General features: G+C 72.8%; 15 protein-coding genes. 9 read left to right on the forward strand and 6 right to left on the reverse strand.

Annotated elements, in window-relative coordinates; genetic code table 11:
• The first annotated feature begins 214 nt into the window (after positions 1-214).
• Positions 215-1,060 (forward strand): chaplin, encoded by an 846-nt coding sequence (locus tag ACPT94_RS25785; protein WP_360348388.1) that lies wholly within the window; start codon positions 215-217, stop codon positions 1,058-1,060.
• Between the two features lie 143 nt (positions 1,061-1,203).
• Here ACPT94_RS25785 and ACPT94_RS25790 read toward each other — a convergent pair whose 3' ends face one another.
• Positions 1,204-1,392 carry a DUF5703 family protein gene (locus tag ACPT94_RS25790; RefSeq protein WP_141309218.1) on the reverse strand — a complete coding sequence of 63 codons (189 nt, stop codon included), beginning with the start codon at positions 1,390-1,392 and terminating at the stop codon, positions 1,204-1,206.
• Between the two features lie 47 nt (positions 1,393-1,439).
• On the opposite strand from ACPT94_RS25790, the gene ACPT94_RS25795 reads away from it, so the two are divergent.
• A complete protein-coding gene (locus ACPT94_RS25795; protein ID WP_425246916.1) occupies positions 1,440-2,195 on the forward strand; it encodes a hypothetical protein in 756 nt (251 codons plus the stop codon).
• Positions 2,196-2,274: 79 nt separating this feature from the next.
• Here ACPT94_RS25795 and ACPT94_RS25800 read toward each other — a convergent pair whose 3' ends face one another.
• Positions 2,275-4,710, reverse strand: coding sequence for a helix-hairpin-helix domain-containing protein (locus tag ACPT94_RS25800; RefSeq protein ID WP_425246917.1), 2,436 nt, complete (start codon positions 4,708-4,710; stop codon positions 2,275-2,277).
• Positions 4,707-5,693, reverse strand: a complete 987-nt coding sequence (locus tag ACPT94_RS25805; protein ID WP_360348378.1) for an aldo/keto reductase — start codon at positions 5,691-5,693, stop codon at positions 4,707-4,709. The genes ACPT94_RS25800 and ACPT94_RS25805 overlap by 4 nt, the downstream gene beginning before the upstream one ends.
• A 223-nt stretch (positions 5,694-5,916) precedes the next feature.
• Between ACPT94_RS25805 and ACPT94_RS25810 the strand changes: the two genes are divergently transcribed.
• Both ACPT94_RS25810 and ACPT94_RS25815 read left to right on the forward strand, forming a co-directional pair.
• Positions 5,917-6,972 (forward strand): LLM class F420-dependent oxidoreductase, encoded by a 1,056-nt coding sequence (locus tag ACPT94_RS25810; RefSeq protein ID WP_360348375.1) that lies wholly within the window; start codon positions 5,917-5,919, stop codon positions 6,970-6,972.
• Positions 6,973-7,227: 255 nt separating this feature from the next.
• On the forward strand, positions 7,228-8,016 hold the full coding sequence (locus tag ACPT94_RS25815; RefSeq protein ID WP_360348373.1) for a ferritin-like domain-containing protein: 789 nt from the start codon (positions 7,228-7,230) through the stop codon (positions 8,014-8,016).
• Between the two features lie 48 nt (positions 8,017-8,064).
• Here the strand turns inward: ACPT94_RS25815 and corA are convergent, their stop codons facing one another.
• Positions 8,065-9,060, reverse strand: a complete 996-nt coding sequence (corA, locus tag ACPT94_RS25820) for a magnesium/cobalt transporter CorA (RefSeq protein WP_425246918.1) — start codon at positions 9,058-9,060, stop codon at positions 8,065-8,067.
• A gap of 62 nt (positions 9,061-9,122) precedes the next feature.
• On the opposite strand from corA, the gene ACPT94_RS25825 reads away from it, so the two are divergent.
• From ACPT94_RS25825 to ACPT94_RS25845, 5 genes are all read left to right on the forward strand, one after another.
• The gene (locus ACPT94_RS25825; protein WP_425246919.1) at positions 9,123-9,809 is read left to right on the forward strand and encodes a histidine phosphatase family protein; all 687 of its coding nucleotides are present in this window, start codon (positions 9,123-9,125) and stop codon (positions 9,807-9,809) included.
• Positions 9,810-9,897: 88 nt separating this feature from the next.
• On the forward strand, positions 9,898-10,488 hold the full coding sequence (locus ACPT94_RS25830; protein ID WP_360348364.1) for a DUF3090 domain-containing protein: 591 nt from the start codon (positions 9,898-9,900) through the stop codon (positions 10,486-10,488).
• Positions 10,452-11,285 (forward strand): SCO1664 family protein, encoded by an 834-nt coding sequence (locus ACPT94_RS25835; protein WP_425246920.1) that lies wholly within the window; start codon positions 10,452-10,454, stop codon positions 11,283-11,285. Before ACPT94_RS25830 ends, ACPT94_RS25835 begins: the two co-directional genes overlap by 37 nt.
• Positions 11,286-11,641: 356 nt before the next feature.
• Entirely contained in the window at positions 11,642-12,871 is a 1,230-nt protein-coding gene (gene mshC / locus ACPT94_RS25840) for a cysteine--1-D-myo-inosityl 2-amino-2-deoxy-alpha-D-glucopyranoside ligase (protein ID WP_360348358.1), read from the forward strand.
• Between the two features lie 178 nt (positions 12,872-13,049).
• On the forward strand, positions 13,050-14,015 hold the full coding sequence (locus tag ACPT94_RS25845; RefSeq protein ID WP_425246921.1) for an SMP-30/gluconolactonase/LRE family protein: 966 nt from the start codon (positions 13,050-13,052) through the stop codon (positions 14,013-14,015).
• Between the two features lie 179 nt (positions 14,016-14,194).
• Here the strand turns inward: ACPT94_RS25845 and ACPT94_RS25850 are convergent, their stop codons facing one another.
• Positions 14,195-15,250, reverse strand: coding sequence for a PAC2 family protein (locus ACPT94_RS25850; RefSeq protein ID WP_360348352.1), 1,056 nt, complete (start codon positions 15,248-15,250; stop codon positions 14,195-14,197).
• A 142-nt stretch (positions 15,251-15,392) separates the two neighbouring features.
• The gene (locus ACPT94_RS25855) at positions 15,393-16,064 is read right to left on the reverse strand and encodes a FadR/GntR family transcriptional regulator (protein WP_360348348.1); all 672 of its coding nucleotides are present in this window, start codon (positions 16,062-16,064) and stop codon (positions 15,393-15,395) included.
• Between the last annotated feature and the right edge of the window lie 159 nt (positions 16,065-16,223).

Genomic DNA, 16,223 nt, shown 5'->3' on the forward strand with positions numbered 1-16,223 from the left:
ATCTGGGGTTCGGGCCGCGGGGGGGGGGGGCCCCCCGGGGGGGGGCCGGGGGGGGGGGGCCGGGGCCGGGGGGCCCGACCGGTCTTTTCGCGCAGAGCCGGAAGGCCGCGCAAAGAAGTCGAAGGAAAAGCCGAAGAAAGCGAAGACTCGCACGACTCCGGAAGCCGGCATCGTGCGAGGGTTCGGGACGAGAATCGAAAGCAGGGATTCAGTAATGCGACACGTCACCCGCAAAAGCCTCATGACCGTGGCCGCGGCCACCGGGGTGATCGCAGCCGCCGGCGGTTACGCCCACGCCGCGTCCGGCGCGAGCGGGTCCGCCTCACACTCCCCGGGCGTCCTGTCCGGCAACACGGTGCAGGCGCCGGTGGACGTCCCGGTGAACGTCTGCGGCAACACCGTCGACGTCATCGGCATCCTCAACCCGGCGGTGGGCAACACCTGCGCCAACCACAGCGGTAACGGCGGCGCCCCGGGCGGATACGGCGACGAGGACGGCCCCGGTGGTGGATACGGGGACGACGAGGGCTCCGGCGGCGGATACGGCGACCAGGAGGGCACCGGCGGCGGACACGGCGGCTCCGGTGCGCACGGAAGCTCCGGGGGCGCGCACGCGGGCGGGTCCACCGTCGGTTCGCCCGGTGTCGCCTCGGGCAACCACGTCGAGGTGCCGGTCCACGTGCCGGTGAACGTCTGCGGCAACAGCGTCGACGTCGGCGGCGTCCTCAACCCGGCGGCCGGCAACGACTGCGCCAACGACAGTGGCCCCGCGACGCGGCCCGGCACGACCCCGGGCGGCGACCAGACGCCGGGACGGCCCGGCAACCAGGGCCCCGGCACGCCGGACGACTCCGGCCCGTCCCGGTCCCAGGGTGGTTCGTCCACCGCGGACCACGTGACGCCGGCCGGTGCCTCGACCGCCCGCCAGCCCGTCCGGGCCACCACCGCCCAGCTCGCGCACACGGGCAGCGAGCTGCCGATGGGTGTCACCCTCTCGGCCGGGGCGGGAGCGCTGCTCGCGGGAGCCGTGCTCTACCGCAGGGCGCGGACCTCGGCGTAGTCGGCGAAAGGACCAAGTCCCTTACCGCCAAGTCCCTTGAAAGAGGGCGTATGTGAGCACAGTGCGGCGAAACCTCCCCGGCGCCGCACAGAGCGGAGTGGGCCCCGTCCCGGCGGGGCCCACTCTCTGTCCGCTGTCTCAGCTCACCACGTGGCGCGCACCTGGCGGATGATCCGCCGCCGCAACCGCACTCTGCGGCTGCCGTCGCGCAGCAGACTCAGGCGATGCAACTCCCAGTGTCCGTACTCGGCATGGTCCGTCAGCAGACGTGTCGCCTCCTTGCGGGAGACCCCGCGCGGTACGTACACGTCGACAAATTCGTATTCCGGCATCGCATCTATTGTGCGGGCTGGGGCCCGGTACGGATAGCGTCTGCACTATGTCTGATGCTGCGCAGCCCACCGCTGCCGAGGTACGCGCCGCCGCCGAGGCGGTCAAGACCGCGCTCGACCGCCACCTGGCCGCGGTCGAACGCAGGACGGGGGAGGACGACCCGGCCGTCTACGAGGCGTTCAACCAGCTGGCCGCGGCCGCGGAGGCGTACGACGAACTGCTCTACGACCGCTACGACGAGGTCACCCCCTTCGAGATTCCCGGCGCTGAGGAGTCGCTGCCGCCGTACGCGGGCCCCGAGGAACCCAACGCGCTGAGTGTGCTGATCCGCCGCGACTACGCCGTGGTGGAGCCGCAGCGCCTGCTGGCGCAGGCCCAGCGGGTCGAGGCGGCGGAGTTCGAGGACGGCGTGGACGCGGAGGCCTCCGGCACGATCCACGGCGCCCTGGGCCTGCTGTTCGGCGAGTTCGAACCGGACGAGATCGCCTCCCGGCACAAGGAGTTCGGCCTGGAGGAGGGCGACTCCACGTTGTGGGTCCTGGCCGCCGACGAACCGGCCGATCCGGGCGACTGGCTGGAGACGCCCTTCGAGCAGCCCGACCCGCAGCAGGTGGTCTGCCGCTTCGACGTCAGCTCGGTGTTCGACGACGACATCGAGGACATCGACGACATGGAGGACGTCGAGGACGGGGAGGGCGACGTGGAGGACGATCTCGACGCCGATCTCGACGCCGATCTCGACGCCGACCTCGACGAGGACGAGGACCTGGAGCCGGTGGACCTGAAACGCGTGGATCGGTAGCCCGGGCCCGCCCGTCCTGACGGCGGCGGTGACGGAGGGGAGCCCTTCGCCACCGCCGCCGTCCCCGTTCTCCCGTCCGTCAGCCCGCCGTCGGCACCTGGGTGCGCAGCAGGACGGGCAGCCGGGTCGTCCGGGGTTTCGCCGGGACCTCGGCGACCGCTCTCGGCAGCGCCTGCTCGACGCCGTGGACCACGGACAGATGGCGCTCCGCCCGGCCGAAAGCCGTGTAGACCCACGGGCGGGAGAGGGCCTGCGCGGCGTCTCCGGGCAGCACCACGACCGCCGCGGGCCACCGGCCGCCCACCGCCTGATGCGCGGTCAGCGCCCAGCCGTGCCGCACGCTCTGCTCCACCCGCTCGCGCGGTACGACCACGGAGGCGCCCGCGCAGGACAGGTGCAGCCCCTCCGCGTCGGCCGTCACCACCCGGCCCGGCACCGTACGGCCCGGGGCGGGGGAGTAGGCGATGCGGTCGCCGGGGTCGAAGCCGCCGAAGCGACCGGGGCCGGGGTTGAGGCGCTCCTTGAGAGCGGCGTTCAGCGCGCGGGTGCCGGCCGCGCCGCCGTGACCCGGAGTGATCACCACCGTCTGCTCGGGGGCGATGCCGAAGGCCCGCGGCACGGAGTCCGCGACGAGCTGCACAGTCCTGTGCACGGCCTCGCCCGCGTCCCGCACCGGCACGATCACGATCTCCTTGCCGGGCGCGTCCACCTGGTTCAGCTCACCGATGCCGACCCCGGAGACCAGCTCGCCCAGCGGCCCGGGATCCGGCGTGCGCGAGGCGACCTGCGGGCACACGCGTGCGGCGAGCAGGTCGGCGAAGACACGGCCGGGGCCCGCCGACCACAGCAGCGCCGGGTCACCGCTCAGCACCAGCCGGGCTCCGTCCGGGAGCGACTCCACCACCATCGCGGCGGTCTCCACGTCGAGTTGCGGCGCGTCCAGCACGATCAGCAGGTCGAGGTCCAGCGCGCCGTCGGTGTCCCGGCCCGGGCCCTCGGCTCCGGACAGGAGACCGGGGAGGGTGACGACGGCACCCTCCCCCTCGTCCGCCACGGCCGGCAGTGCCGTGAGCCGACTCCGTCCGTCCGGTGTGTGGCAGGCGGCGACGGCGCGCAGGCCGAGGGCGCGTGCGGCGATGAGCAGGGCCGCCGTTTCGGCGCGAGCGGTCTCGCCTCCGGTGTGCAGCACCAGACCGTGCCCCGCGACCGCGCGGATCAGCTCGGCCGCGCTGCCGGAGGCCCGGGCCGCGGCCGACTCCCACTGCGAAGAGGTGTCCTTGACCAGGGAGTTGACCACCCGGGCCAGTCCGTCGGCGAGGCTCTCCTCCGCGAGCGCGTACCGCTCCAGACCGACCAGGACCCGGACCGGGCGCTCGGCCTCCTCGTCGTCCTCCTCGGACTGTCCGGCGCCGCTCGCCGTGGCCGGGGCGCCGGGCTCCTCCAAGGCGTCCTGGAAGACGAGGGCCTCGCCCTCCGCCAGCGTGCTCTGCACGGCCGCGTCCGCGTCCGGCACGCCCCGCTGGGCCAGCGCGGCCGTCAGCGTCGGCAGCTCCAGGGCCGTGTGTCCGGCCAGGGCCGCCTGCTCCAGCAGCCACACCGTCACCGCGCGGCCCCGCCGCTCGTCGTCCGGGGCGCATTCCGCGCCCAGCAGCGCCCGCGCGAAGCCGTCGGCCTGCTCGGGGCGCACGCCGGGGACGCGCAGCAGCTGCCAGGGGTCCTCGGCCAGGACGTCCTCGGCGCCCTCACCGAGCACGGCGGCGACCTGCGGTGCCAGTGCCTCGGGCGCGCCGCCGCCGGTCAGCACGCGCCGTACGGCGTCGACGGTCTCCGGGGCCGGGCCCGGCGCGACGGTGGACCCGGCGGCCACCGGCTGCGGGCGTCGAACGGGCTCCGGCTCCGGGGCCGGGCGGCGCGGGGTGGGCTCCGGCTCGGCGAAGACCGTTGCCGGGGGCTTCTGGCCGCCCTCCACGGCCCGGACGGCCGCGAGCAGGTCGGCGGCCTTCCCGCTGAGCTTGGCCCCCGCCTCGACGGGCGCCTTCTTCTCGGCCTTGCGCCGCTCGATCCGCTCCCGCTCCAGCCGCTGAGCGGCGAGCTCGGCCTGCGCCTCACTGAGCTGCCCGGCACCCTCACCCCCGCCGCCGCCCGCGGAACCCGCCTCTTCGGACCCCGCGGCAGCCTCCGAGCCCGCCGCGGCCTCCGAGCCGTCAGCGGTCTCCGAGCCCGCCACGGCCTCCGATCCCTCAGCGTCCCCCGAGTCCGGCGCAGCCTCCGAGCCCGCCACGGTCCCCGAGCCGTCAGCGGCCTCCGAGCCCGCCGTAGCTGCCGAGCCCTCGGCGCCCCCCGAGTCCGGCGCAGCCTCCGATCGCGCCGCAGCCGCCGAACCCGCGGCACCCCCCGAGTCCTCCGCGGCCCCCGAGCCCGCCGCAGGCTTCGACGCCGGGGTGGTGTCGGTCGGGGAGGCGGGGTCCGGTGTCCCCGGGGTGGGGGTCTCCGTGGTCTCCGGCTCCGTGCTCACAGGGTGCTCCAGTCGTGATCGGGATAGCGGTGCACGGGCGCCGACACGTCGTCGAGCGCCCGGCAGATCTCGTCAGGAAGACTAAGGGCCTCCACTGACAATGCCGCCGTGAGCTGCTGCGCGGTACGCGCGCCGACGATCGGGGCGGTCACGCCGGGCCGGTCGCGGACCCAGGCGAGGGCGACCTGGAGCGCAGTCACCGCGAGCCCGTCCGCCGCGGTCGTCACCGCGTCCACGATGCGGCTCGCGGTGTCGTCGAGGTACGGCTCGACGAAGCGCGCGAAGTGCTCGGAGGCGGCCCGGGAGTCCGGGGGCAGGGCGTCGCCCCGGTACTTGCCGGTGAGGACGCCCCGGCCCAGCGGGGAGGAGGGCAGCAGACCGATGCCCAGGTCCAGCGCGGCCGGCAGCACCTCGCGCTCCACGCCCCGCTGCAGCAGCGAGTACTCCATCTGCGTACTGGCCAGCCGCGTGCGCGTGCCCGGCGCGGCGAGCTGCCAGGTGGCGGCCTTGGCGAGCTGCCAGCCGCAGAAGTTGGAGACGCCGGCGTAGCGGGCGCGGCCGCTGGCGACCGCGATGTCGAGGGCCTGGAGGGTCTCCTCCAGCGGGGTGTCCGGATCGAAGGCGTGCACGTGCCACACGTCGACATGGTCCGTGCCGAGCCGGGTGAGCGAGGCGTCGAGGGCGGCGAGGAGATGCCCGCGGGAGCCGTCGAAGCGGCGGTCCGGGTCGGGCACACTCCCCGCCTTCGTCGAGATGATCAGGTCCCGGCGCGGAACCAGACCGTCTATGAGCCGCCCCAGCAGGTACTCGGCCTCCCCGTCGCCGTACACGTCCGCCGTGTCGACGAGGGTGCCGCCCGCCTCCCAGAACGTCTTCAAGAGGTCCGCGGCGTCGTGCTCGTCGGTGTCACGGCCCCAGGTCAGGGTGCCGAGCCCGATGCGGGACACACGCAGGCCGGTGCGGCCGAGATGCCTCTGCTCCATGAACGCCGAGATTACTGGCCAGAACTGGGCCGTGGGTTGCCTGTGGACAACCGAATCTCCGCGCGTCACCCTCGCTTCCCGGCCCGCCCGAGTCCGGTTCCCCGCAGGTCGCACACCCCGCCCCGATCCGCGCGACGCCCACCACACCGCCCTCCCCGGCCGAGGGACCCCGCGCTATGGTCGGGGCGACAGCGTCGTTACTGATCAGTAAGGGGAATCGGCCATGCAGCTCGGGATCAACCTCGGCTACTGGGGTGCCGGAATGGACGGGGACAACCTGGCCGTGGCCCAGGAGGCCGACCGGCTCGGATACGCCGTGTGCTGGGCCGCCGAGGCCTACGGCTCGGACGCGGCCACCGTGCTCTCGTGGGTCGCCGCCCAGACCGAGCGCATCGACGTCGGCTCCGCCATCTTCCAGATCCCGGCACGCCAGCCCGCGATGACCGCGATGACCGCCGCCACCCTCGACTCCCTCTCCGGCGGCCGTTTCCGCCTCGGCCTCGGCGTCTCCGGCCCGCAGGTCTCCGAGGGCTGGTACGGCGTCAAGTTCGACAAGCCGCTGTCCCGCACCCGTGAGTACGTGGAGATCGTCCGCAAGGCGATGACCCGGGAGCGGCTGTCGTACGAGGGCGAGCACTGGACGCTGCCGCTGCCGGGCGGTCCGGGCAAGCCGATCAAGCTGACCGTGCACCCGCAGCGCGAGCACATCCCGCTGTACATCGCCGCCATCGGACCCAAGAACCTGGAGCAGACCGGCGAGATCGCCGACGGCGCCCTGCTGATCTTCCCGTCCGCCGACCACCTCGAGGACACCGCGATCAAGCACCTGCGCGCCGGGCGCGAGAAGGCCGGCAAGACGCTGGACGGCTTCGACGTCTGCCCGACGCTGCCGCTGGCCGTCGGTGCCGACAAGGACGTCGAGCAGCTCGCCGACACCTTCCGCCCCTACACCGCGCTGTACGTCGGCGGCATGGGCAGCAGCAAGCAGAACTTCTACAACCAGCTCGCCCGGCGCATGGGATACGAGAGGGAGGCCGCCGAGATCCAGGACAAGTACCTGTCCGGCGACAAGCAGGGCGCCGCGGCCGCGATCCCGCACGAGCTGATCGACCGGACGACGCTGCTCGGCTCCGTCGACCGCATCGCGGACCGGATGCGGCAGTACGCGGCGGCCGGGGTCACGACCCTGAGTCTTGCCCCCGCCGGCTTCACCCTCGACGAGCGCCTCGCCTCGCTGCGGGCCGGCGCCGAGGCCCTGGAGCTCGCCGGCCTGGCGTGACGGACCGTCGCCGTCCCGGCGTGAGGAGAGAGGGATTTCAGCGGCCGTGGTGGGGGCTCGGGGGTCTTCCCCGCCACGGCCGTCACGGAGAACAACGCGCCCGCACGCGCGCGGTTACGCCGCCGACGCGACTGCGGTGCTCATCCGTTCGGCCGAGTTGTCCGACACAGCTGTTGCAGCACACTTCCCACCGCATTTGACTCGTTCTGTGCGGGATCCCGCGGAATCCCGCGGGATGCAGAGAGGTGCCTCACGATGCTTTCGGCCAGGAGTCTGTTCCAGGAGATCGTCGACAACGACGAGTCGTTCGCACTGTTCTGCTCCATCGCCGCCAGCGGCGAGTCCCAGGGCGGCTGGGAGAACGCCCGGATCGCGGCACTCGTCCCGCAGAGCGAGCGCCCACTCGCCCCCAAGATCACCCGGCACGGCGCCGACGAGGACAAACACGGGCGGATCTTCAACGCCCTGATGAAGAAGCGCGGCCTCGAACCCGTCCCCGTTCCTTGCGACACCGACTACACGATGCTCCTGGAGCAGAACGGCATCGGACTCGCCCACGACAAGCTCAGGGCCGACCAGCCGCTCACCGCGCAGGACATCGTCACCTACCTCGCCCACAGCCGGGTCACCGAGCAGCGCGCCTCCGAGCAGATGCGACTGCTGCGCAGGCACTTCGCCGACCACCCCGACCTCGGCCGCGCCGTGAAGATGATCTCCCACGACGAGGACAACCATCTCGCCTACTGCCACGAGGAGTTGCTGCGCTTCGCGCGCGCCGGGCACGGCCGGGCCATCCAGCGGACACTGCGCGAGACCGCGCTCGCCGAGATCCGCGTCTACCGTGACGTCAGCCTCGCCGTCATGTCCCACATGGGCCGCATCCTCGGCTGGTCCCGCCCCAGAGCGGCCCTCCTCGCGGCCGGCATCCACACCGTGTACGCGTGGGAGCGGTGCGCGGGCTGGCGCCGGATGGTCTCCCTGAAGATGCCCGAACACCGCGACGCCCTGGGCGGACCGGCCACCACCGCCCCCGAATTCGCCTGACCCCGGGCTACCCGTCACCCGTGTGAACAACCCTGCGGGTCAATACACCTAGAGCCACCCCCGCCGCTTGAACATCCGGTACAGCGACGCCACCAGGGCGGCCATGAGCGCGATCACGGCCGGATACGACCACGTCCAGCGCAGCTCCGGCATGTGTTGGAAGTTCATGCCGTAGATCCCCGCGATCATCGTGGGGATCGCCGCCATGGCCGCCCACGCGGAGATCTTCCGCATGTCGTCGTTCTGCCGGACGCTCATCTGCGCCAGATGCGCCGACAGGATGTCCGACACGAGCCGGTCCAGGCCCTCCACGGACTCGTTCACGCGCGCGAGGTGGTCGCTGACGTCCCGGAAGAAGGGCCGCGCCTTGTCGTTCACGAAGGGCAGCGGCGAGCCGAACGCTCCGGTGCCGGCGAGCTTGGACAGCGGCGGCGCCAGCGGGCCGGTCGACCGGCGGAACTCCAGGACCTGCCGCTTGAACGTGTAGATCCTGGACGCGGTGTGCCGCGAGCCGCCGCCGTCCGGCGAGAACACCTCCGCCTCCAGCTCCTCCAGGTCGGTCTGCAGTTCGGTCGCCACGTCCAGGTAGTGGTCGACGGTCGCGTCGGCGATCGCGTAGACCACGGAGGTGGGCCCCTTCGCGAGCATCTCCGGCTCCTCCTCCAGACGGCGCCGAACCGCCGCCAGCGGTGAACCCTCGCCGTGCCGGACGGTCACCACGAAGGAGTCACCGAGGAAGACCATGACCTCCCCGGAGGAGACCGTGTCGCTCGCCGGCTCGTACACCACCGGCTTCAGCACCAGGAACAGCGAGTCGTCGTAGACCTCCAGCTTGGGCCGCTGGTGGGCCTTCAGGGCGTCCTCGACCGCCAGCGGATGCAGCGCGAACTCCTGCGTGACGTGGTCGAACTCCTTCTCGCTGGGCTCGTGCAGCCCGATCCAGACGAAGCCGCCCGCGGCCCGCGCCTCGTCCAGCGCGTCGGAGAAGTCCTGCGGGCCCTCCGTACGATGCCCGTCACGGTAGATGGCGCAGTCGACGATCACGGAGCCCATTCTCCCTTCGGCCGTTCACCTGTGTTTCCGGGCGTACGCCTACCCTGGGCGGCATGCCCACGCTGATCCTCGTCCGGCACGGACGTTCCACCGCCAACACCTCCGGAGTGCTCGCCGGCCGGACGCCCGGCGTCGCCCTCGACGAGCGCGGCACCGAGCAGGCCGCCGCGCTGCCCGGGCGGCTCGCCGGACTGCCGATCGCCGAGGTCGTCCTCAGCCCCCTGCAACGCTGCCAGGAGACGGTCCGGCCGCTCCTCGACTCCCGCCCCGGGCTGCCTGTGCACACCGACGAGCGGATCGGGGAGTGCGACTACGGCGACTGGTCCGGACGCAAGCTCGCCGAGCTGAAGGACGAACCGCTGATGGAGGTCGTCCAGGCGCACCCCTCCGCGGCCGCCTTCCCCGGCGGTGAGTCGATGCGGGCCATGCAGACCCGCGCCGCCGAGGCGGTGCGCGAGTGGAACGCGCGCGTGGAGCGCGACCACGGACCCGACGCCGTCTACCTCATGTGCTCGCACGGCGACATCATCAAGTCCCTCGTGGCGGACGCGCTCGGGCTCCATCTCGACCTCTTCCAGCGGATCTCCGTCGAACCGTGTTCCATCACCGCGATCCGTTACACGCGTCTGCGGCCCTTTCTGGTGCGCCTCGGCGACACCGGTGACTTCGCCTCCCTCGTGCCGCGCGAGGAGCCGCCGAGCGAGGAGGCCACGGTCGGGGGCGGTGCGGGCGCACCGTGATCGTCGGCCGCAGTAGGGTGAAGCGGTCCGCATCACGCGCGTTCACGCATGGACGTTCACGTACCCACGATTACCAGGGAGACAGGACGTGTCCCGTCAGGTGTTCCTCTACGACCCCCCGGACCGCTTCGTGGCCGGTACGGTCGGACTGCCCGGGCGCCGTACCTTCTTCCTCCAGGCCACCGCCGGCTCCCGAGTGACCAGTGTGGCCCTGGAGAAGACCCAGGTCGCCGCGCTCGCCGAGCGCATGGACGAGCTGCTGGACGAGGTCGTGCGCCGCAGCGGCGGAAACGCCGCCGTGCCGGCCATGGCACCCAGTGAGATCGCCGACAGCGCCCCGCTCGAGACGCCGATCGAGGAGGAGTTCCGGGTCGGCACCATGGCCCTCGCCTGGGACGGCGAGGAGCAGCGCATGATCGTCGAGGCGCAGGCCCTCGTGGAGCTCGACGCCGACTCCGAGGAGGATCTCGCCGAGGCCGAGGAGCGGCTGCTCCAGGACGAGGAGAACGGGCCACCGATGCTGCGGGTCCGCCTCACCGGCGCCCAGGCGAGAGCCTTCGCCAAGAGAGCCCTCGACGTCGTCAACGCCGGCCGGCCGCCCTGCCCGCTGTGCAGTCTGCCGCTCGACCCGGAAGGACACGTATGTCCGCGCCAGAACGGATACCGCCGCGGGGCGTGACGACCGCCGACCCGTCCTTCGCCGAGCTGCTCGCGCAGGGCGAGCTGACCGTGCGCGGACGCATTCGTGACGCCTCCAACGCGGCCCTGTACTGCACCGTCGCCCACGCGGGCCGTGAGGCGACCTGCGTCTACAAGCCCGTCGCCGGCGAGAGACCCCTGTGGGACTTCCCCGACGGCACCCTCGCCCAGCGCGAGGTCGCCGCGTACGCCGTCTCCGAGGCGACCGGCTGGGGTCTCGTACCGCCCACCGTGCTGCGGGAGGGGCCGTACGGCGAGGGCATGTGCCAGCTGTGGATCGAGGCGTCCCCGGGGGATGGGCTGCTCGCCCTCGTCGAGGGGGAGGAGCCGGAGCCCGGCTGGAAGGCGATCGGCTTCGCCGAGGTCGGCGAGGGGCAGACGGCTCTCCTCGTGCACGCCGACGACGAGCGGCTGCGGCGGCTCGCCGTCCTCGACGCGGTCATCAACAACGCCGACCGCAAGGGCGGCCACCTCCTGACGACCGGCGACGGACAGCTCTACGGCATCGACCACGGCGTCACCTTCAACGTCGACAACAAGCTGCGCACCCTCCTGTGGGGCTGGGCGGGGGAGTCCCTCACCGGAGAGGCCGTCGAGGTCCTCCAGGGCCTCCGGGGCGCCCTGGAGCCGGGCGGCGAGCTGACGGCCACCCTGACCGCCCTCGTCACCCCCGCCGAACTCGACGCCACCCGCGCGCGTGTCGACGCGCTGCTGGAGTCCGGCCGCCATCCGGAGCCCAGCGGCGAGTGGCCGGCGATCCCCTGGCCACCCGTCTAGGACCTCTCTTCCGGACCTTGCGGGGGCGCGGGCCCGGGCCGCGTGTCGTCGGTCGTCGGCCCCCACTCTCCACGTCGCTTGAGCGGGGGCCCTGTGGCGTCGACGCTCTCCTCCGCCTTGCAGTTGGACGCCCCCGCTCCCACAACCTCGCGCGGGGCACTCCATCTCCGCGCGCGGCACTCGGCGCGCTGCGGGCGCCGTCGACAGAGCCGGCCGATCCGGAGGACAGGCCCTGGCCGGCCAACGCGCGCCGGAGCCTTGGCAGCACGGGAACGGCAATCGTGCAAGAGCGCCTTCCCGGTCACTTGGCGTGCTCCGGTTCGTATGCGGAACTTCCCTCCGGTTAGGCTCATGACATGCATGCCTGGCCCGCTTCCGAGGTCCCCGCCCTGCCTGGTCAGGGCCGCGACCTGAGGATCCACGACACCGCGACCGGCGGCCTGGTCACCCTCGACCCCGGTCCCGTCGCCCGTATCTACGTCTGCGGCATCACGCCGTACGACGCGACCCACATGGGGCACGCGGCGACCTACAACGCGTTCGACCTCGTTCAGCGCGTGTGGCTCGACACCAAGCGGCAGGTTCACTACGTCCAGAACGTCACCGACGTCGACGATCCGCTCCTGGAGCGGGCCGAGCGCGACGGCGTCGACTGGGTCGCCCTCGCCGAGAAGGAGACGGCCCTCTTCCGCGAGGACATGACCGCCCTGCGGATGCTCCCGCCCCGGCACTACATAGGCGCCGTGGAGGCGATACCCGGCATCGTGCCGCTCGTCGAGCGCCTGCGCGAGGCGGGCGCCGCCTACGAACTCGAAGGCGACATCTACTTCTCCGTCGAGTCCGACGCCCACTTCGGCAAGGTGTCCAACCTGGACGCCGCCGCGATGCGGCTGCTCTCCGCCGAGCGGGGCGGCGACCCCGAGCGGCCCGGCAAGAAGAACCCCCTCGACCCGATGCTGTGGATGGCGGCCCGCGAGGGCGAACCGAGCTGGGACGGCGGCTCGCTCGGCCGCGGCCGGCCCGGCTGGCACATCGAGTGCGTGGCCATCGCCCTGGACCACCTCGGCATGGGCTTCGACGTACAGGGCGGCGGTTCGGACCTCGCCTTCCCGCACCACGAGATGGGCGCCTCCCACGCCCAGGTCCTCACCGGCGAGTTCCCCATGGCCAAGGCGTACGTGCACGCCGGCATGGTCGCCCTGGACGGCGAGAAGATGTCCAAGTCCAAGGGCAACCTCGTCTTCGTCTCGCGGCTGCGGCGCGACGGCGTCGACCCCGCCGCGATCCGGCTCACGCTCCTCGCCCACCACTACCGGGCGGACTGGGAGTGGACCGACCAGGTGCTCCGGGACGCCGTGGACCGGCTCGGGCGCTGGCGCGCCGCCGTCTCCCGTCCCGACGGCCCGCCCGCGGAGGCACTCGTCGAGGAGATCCGCGAGGCCCTCGCGAACGACCTCGACGCCCCGGCCGCGCTGGCCGCCGTCGACCGCTGGGCCGCGCTCCAGCAGGAGCGGGGCGGCACGGACATCGGGGCGCCCGGTGTGGTGTCGCGGGCGGTGGACGCACTGCTGGGTGTGGCGCTGTAGTCCCTCAGTCCCTCGGACCTGTGAGAGGGGCGCTTCCTGCCGACAGGAGGAAGCGCCCCTCTCACTTGTTCGGTGAAACGCCGTCAGGGCTGTAGGAGACGCCTGTCATGTGATGGGGTGACAGTGATTGCTGACCGCTACGCCGGCCCCGGCCGGCCCCCTTGCGGAAGGACGCACAGTGGCGCCCACAGAACGGTCCTTGTCCCGCAGAACTCTTCTCACCACTGCCGCCGCCGTGTCCGGCGCGGCCCTGATCGGAGCCTCCGGCACCACCGCCCACGCCGCCGAGACGCGCGGCGCGGCGTGGCCGACCGGATTCCCGCTGCCCAACGGCTTCCAGCCCGAGGGCATAGCCATCGGCACCCGCCCCTTCGCCTACTTCGGCTCCCTCGCCAACGGGGACGTGTACCGGGCGAGCCTCGCCACCGGCCGCGGCTCCGTCGTCGTCCGCGGCCTCGGCGCCGGGCACCCCACCGTCGGCCTGAAGACAGACCGGCACGAGCGGCTCTTCCTCGCCGGCGGCGACAGCGGCGAGATCCGCACCGCCGACGCCCGCACGGGCGAGACCGAGCAGGTGTACGCCACCGGCGGCACGTTCGTGAACGACGTGATCCTCACGCCGGGGGCCGCCTGGCTCACCGACTCCTTCAAGCCGCAGCTGTACAAGGTGGTCCTCGGCCGGCACGGCGCCCCACAGGGCGTGGAGACGGTGCCGCTGAGCGGCGACTGGGTCCAGGGCGACGACTTCACCGCCAACGGCGTCGAGCGCACGCCCGACGGCAGCGCCCTGCTGGTGATCAACGCGTTCGCGAACGGCGGCAGCCTCATGCGGGTCGACCCTCGCACCGGAGCCGCCCGCACGGTCGACCTCGGCTCGGCGCGGCTCCCCAACGGGGACGGCCTGCTGCTGCTCGGCAGGACCCTCTACGCCGTCCAGCAGGCGCAGAACGCGGTCGACGTGTTCCGGCTCGACGCGGCCGGCACCCGCGGTACCGCCGTCGCCCGGATCACCGACCCGCGCTTCCGCATCCCGACGACGGTCGCGGCCTGGGGCGACCGCCTCTACCTGCCGAACGCGCGCTTCGACGTGGAGCAGCCGACCCCCGACACCGAGTACGACGTGGTGGCCGTCAACAAGGTCTGAAGCGCGGACCGACGCGAGGCCTGACCCAAGGTCTCACGCGACGACTGACGCGAGAAACTGAAGTGGGGGCGGGGCGCGGGGCGCCCCCCCCCCCCCGGCCCCCCCCCCCCACCCCGCGCCCCCAGTGTTCGGGGCCACCGTGGGGGGGGGGGGGGGGGGGCGGGGCCCCCCCCCCCCCCTCAGTCCTCCGACGAATCCCCGTCGCCCGAAGTGTTCGGGCCCTCGGTGCCGTTGTCGCCGTCTGTGCTGTCCGCGTTGTCTGTGTTGTCCGCGCTGTCGGTCTGCGGCTTGGGCGGCTTCGGCGGTCGCGTCCGCTCCCCGGGGCTCTCCCGCAGGAAGGGCGGCCCCTCGCCGCCGTCCGCGGTGGCGTGACCGGTGGACGGGCCGGACGGGCCGCCGTCCCGGCGCCGCAGGTACCGCTCGAACTCGCGGGCGATCGCCTCGCCCGAGGCCTCCGGCAGCTCCGCGGTGTCCCGGGCCTCCTCCAGCGTCTGGACGTACTCGGCGACCTCGCTGTCCTCCGCGGCCAGTTGGTCCACGCCCACCTGCCACGCACGCGCGTCCTCGGGCAGCTCGCCCAGCGGAATGCGCACGTCGATCAGGTCCTCCAGGCGGTTGAGCAGCGCCAGCGTCGCCTTCGGGTTGGGCGGCTGCGACACGTAGTGCGGTACGGCCGCCCAGAGGCTCACCGCCGGCACGCCCGCGTGCGTGCACGCCTCCTGCAGGACGCCGACGATGCCCGTGGGGCCCTCGTACTTGGTCTCCTCCAGGTCCATGCGACGGGCGAGGTCCGCGTCGGACGTGGTACCGCTGATCGGGACGGGACGCGTGTGCGGGGTGTCACCGAGCAGGGCGCCCAGGATGACCACCAGCTCCACGCCCAGCTCGTGCGCGAAGCCGAGCAGCTCGTTGCAGAACGAGCGCCAGCGCATGGACGGTTCGATACCGCGGACGAGCACCAGGTCACGCGGCTTCTCGCCGCCGACCCGCACCACCGACAGCCGCGTCGTCGGCCACGTGATCTTGCGTACGCCGCCGTCCATGAACACCGTGGGGCGGTTCACCTGGAAGTCGTAGTAGTCCTCGGCGTCCAGCGCCGCGAACACCTCGCCCTTCCACTCCCTCTCCAGATGCGCGACCGCGGTGGAGGCGGCGTCGCCGGCATCGTTCCAGCCCTCGAACGCGGCCACCATGACCGGGTCGATCAGCTCGGGAACCCCCTCGAGCTCGATCACCCAGCGCCTCCTTCCGACGTGCCCTCGCCTGACCACCCAACCTTACGGCGTCCCGCGGGGGCGCCCGCAGCCCCCTTGCACGGGGGAGTGAACGGATCACTGCCCCGTTCGCCACGCCCGAACACCCCCCTCGCGAAGCCGCTCACAGGCTGGACCGCAGCCACTGCTCGACGCTCGCGATGTGCACGGTCGCCCATGACCGCGCCGCCTCCGCGTCCCGGGCGCGCAGCGCGGCGAGGATCGCCCGGTGCTCGCGCAGGGTGCCGGCGACGGCGTCCTCCTGGGTCAGTCCGCGCCAGATCCGCGCCCGGGTGGTGGGCCCCGACAGACCGTCGAGGAGGGAGCACAGCACCGAGTTGCCGGCGCTCTGCACGATGCCCCGGTGGAACTCCAGGTCGCAGGCGACGAGCTCCTCCACCGACGGCTCGGCGCCCAGCTTGTCCAACTGGGCGTCCAACGCGTCCAGTTGCTGCTCGCTGATGCGCAGGGCGGCCATCGCGGTCGCGGCCGGCTCCAGGATGCGGCGCACGGTCAGGAACTCCAGGACCGTGTCGTCGCGGTGGAAGTCGACGACGAAACTCAGCGCCTCCAGGAGCAGTTGGGGATCCAGACTGGTCACGTAGGTGCCGTCGCCCTGCCGCACGTCCAGGATCCGGATCAGCGCCAGGGCGCGCACCGCCTCGCGCAGAGAGTTGCGGGACAGGCCCAGCTCGGCGGCGAGCTCGCTCTCCTTGGGCAGCCGGTCGCCGGGGCGCAGCGCACCCGAGACGATCATGCCCTTGATCTTCTCGATCGCCTCGTCCGTGACTGCCATGACCGGCCTCCCTGTCCTTCATCGCCCAGACATCGGACGTCTAGGCGCCATTATGGCGGCAGATCGCGGAAGTGCCTCCCGCGCTGCGATCACCGCCCACGCAGGGGCTCCTCGGGCCCGTCCCTTCGTCCGGTTGTCCGGCACGCGAGAGGGGCGGCT

Source organism: Streptomyces aurantiaciflavus (assembly GCF_049808595.1).
Taxonomy (GTDB): Bacteria; Actinomycetota; Actinomycetes; order Streptomycetales; family Streptomycetaceae; genus Streptomyces.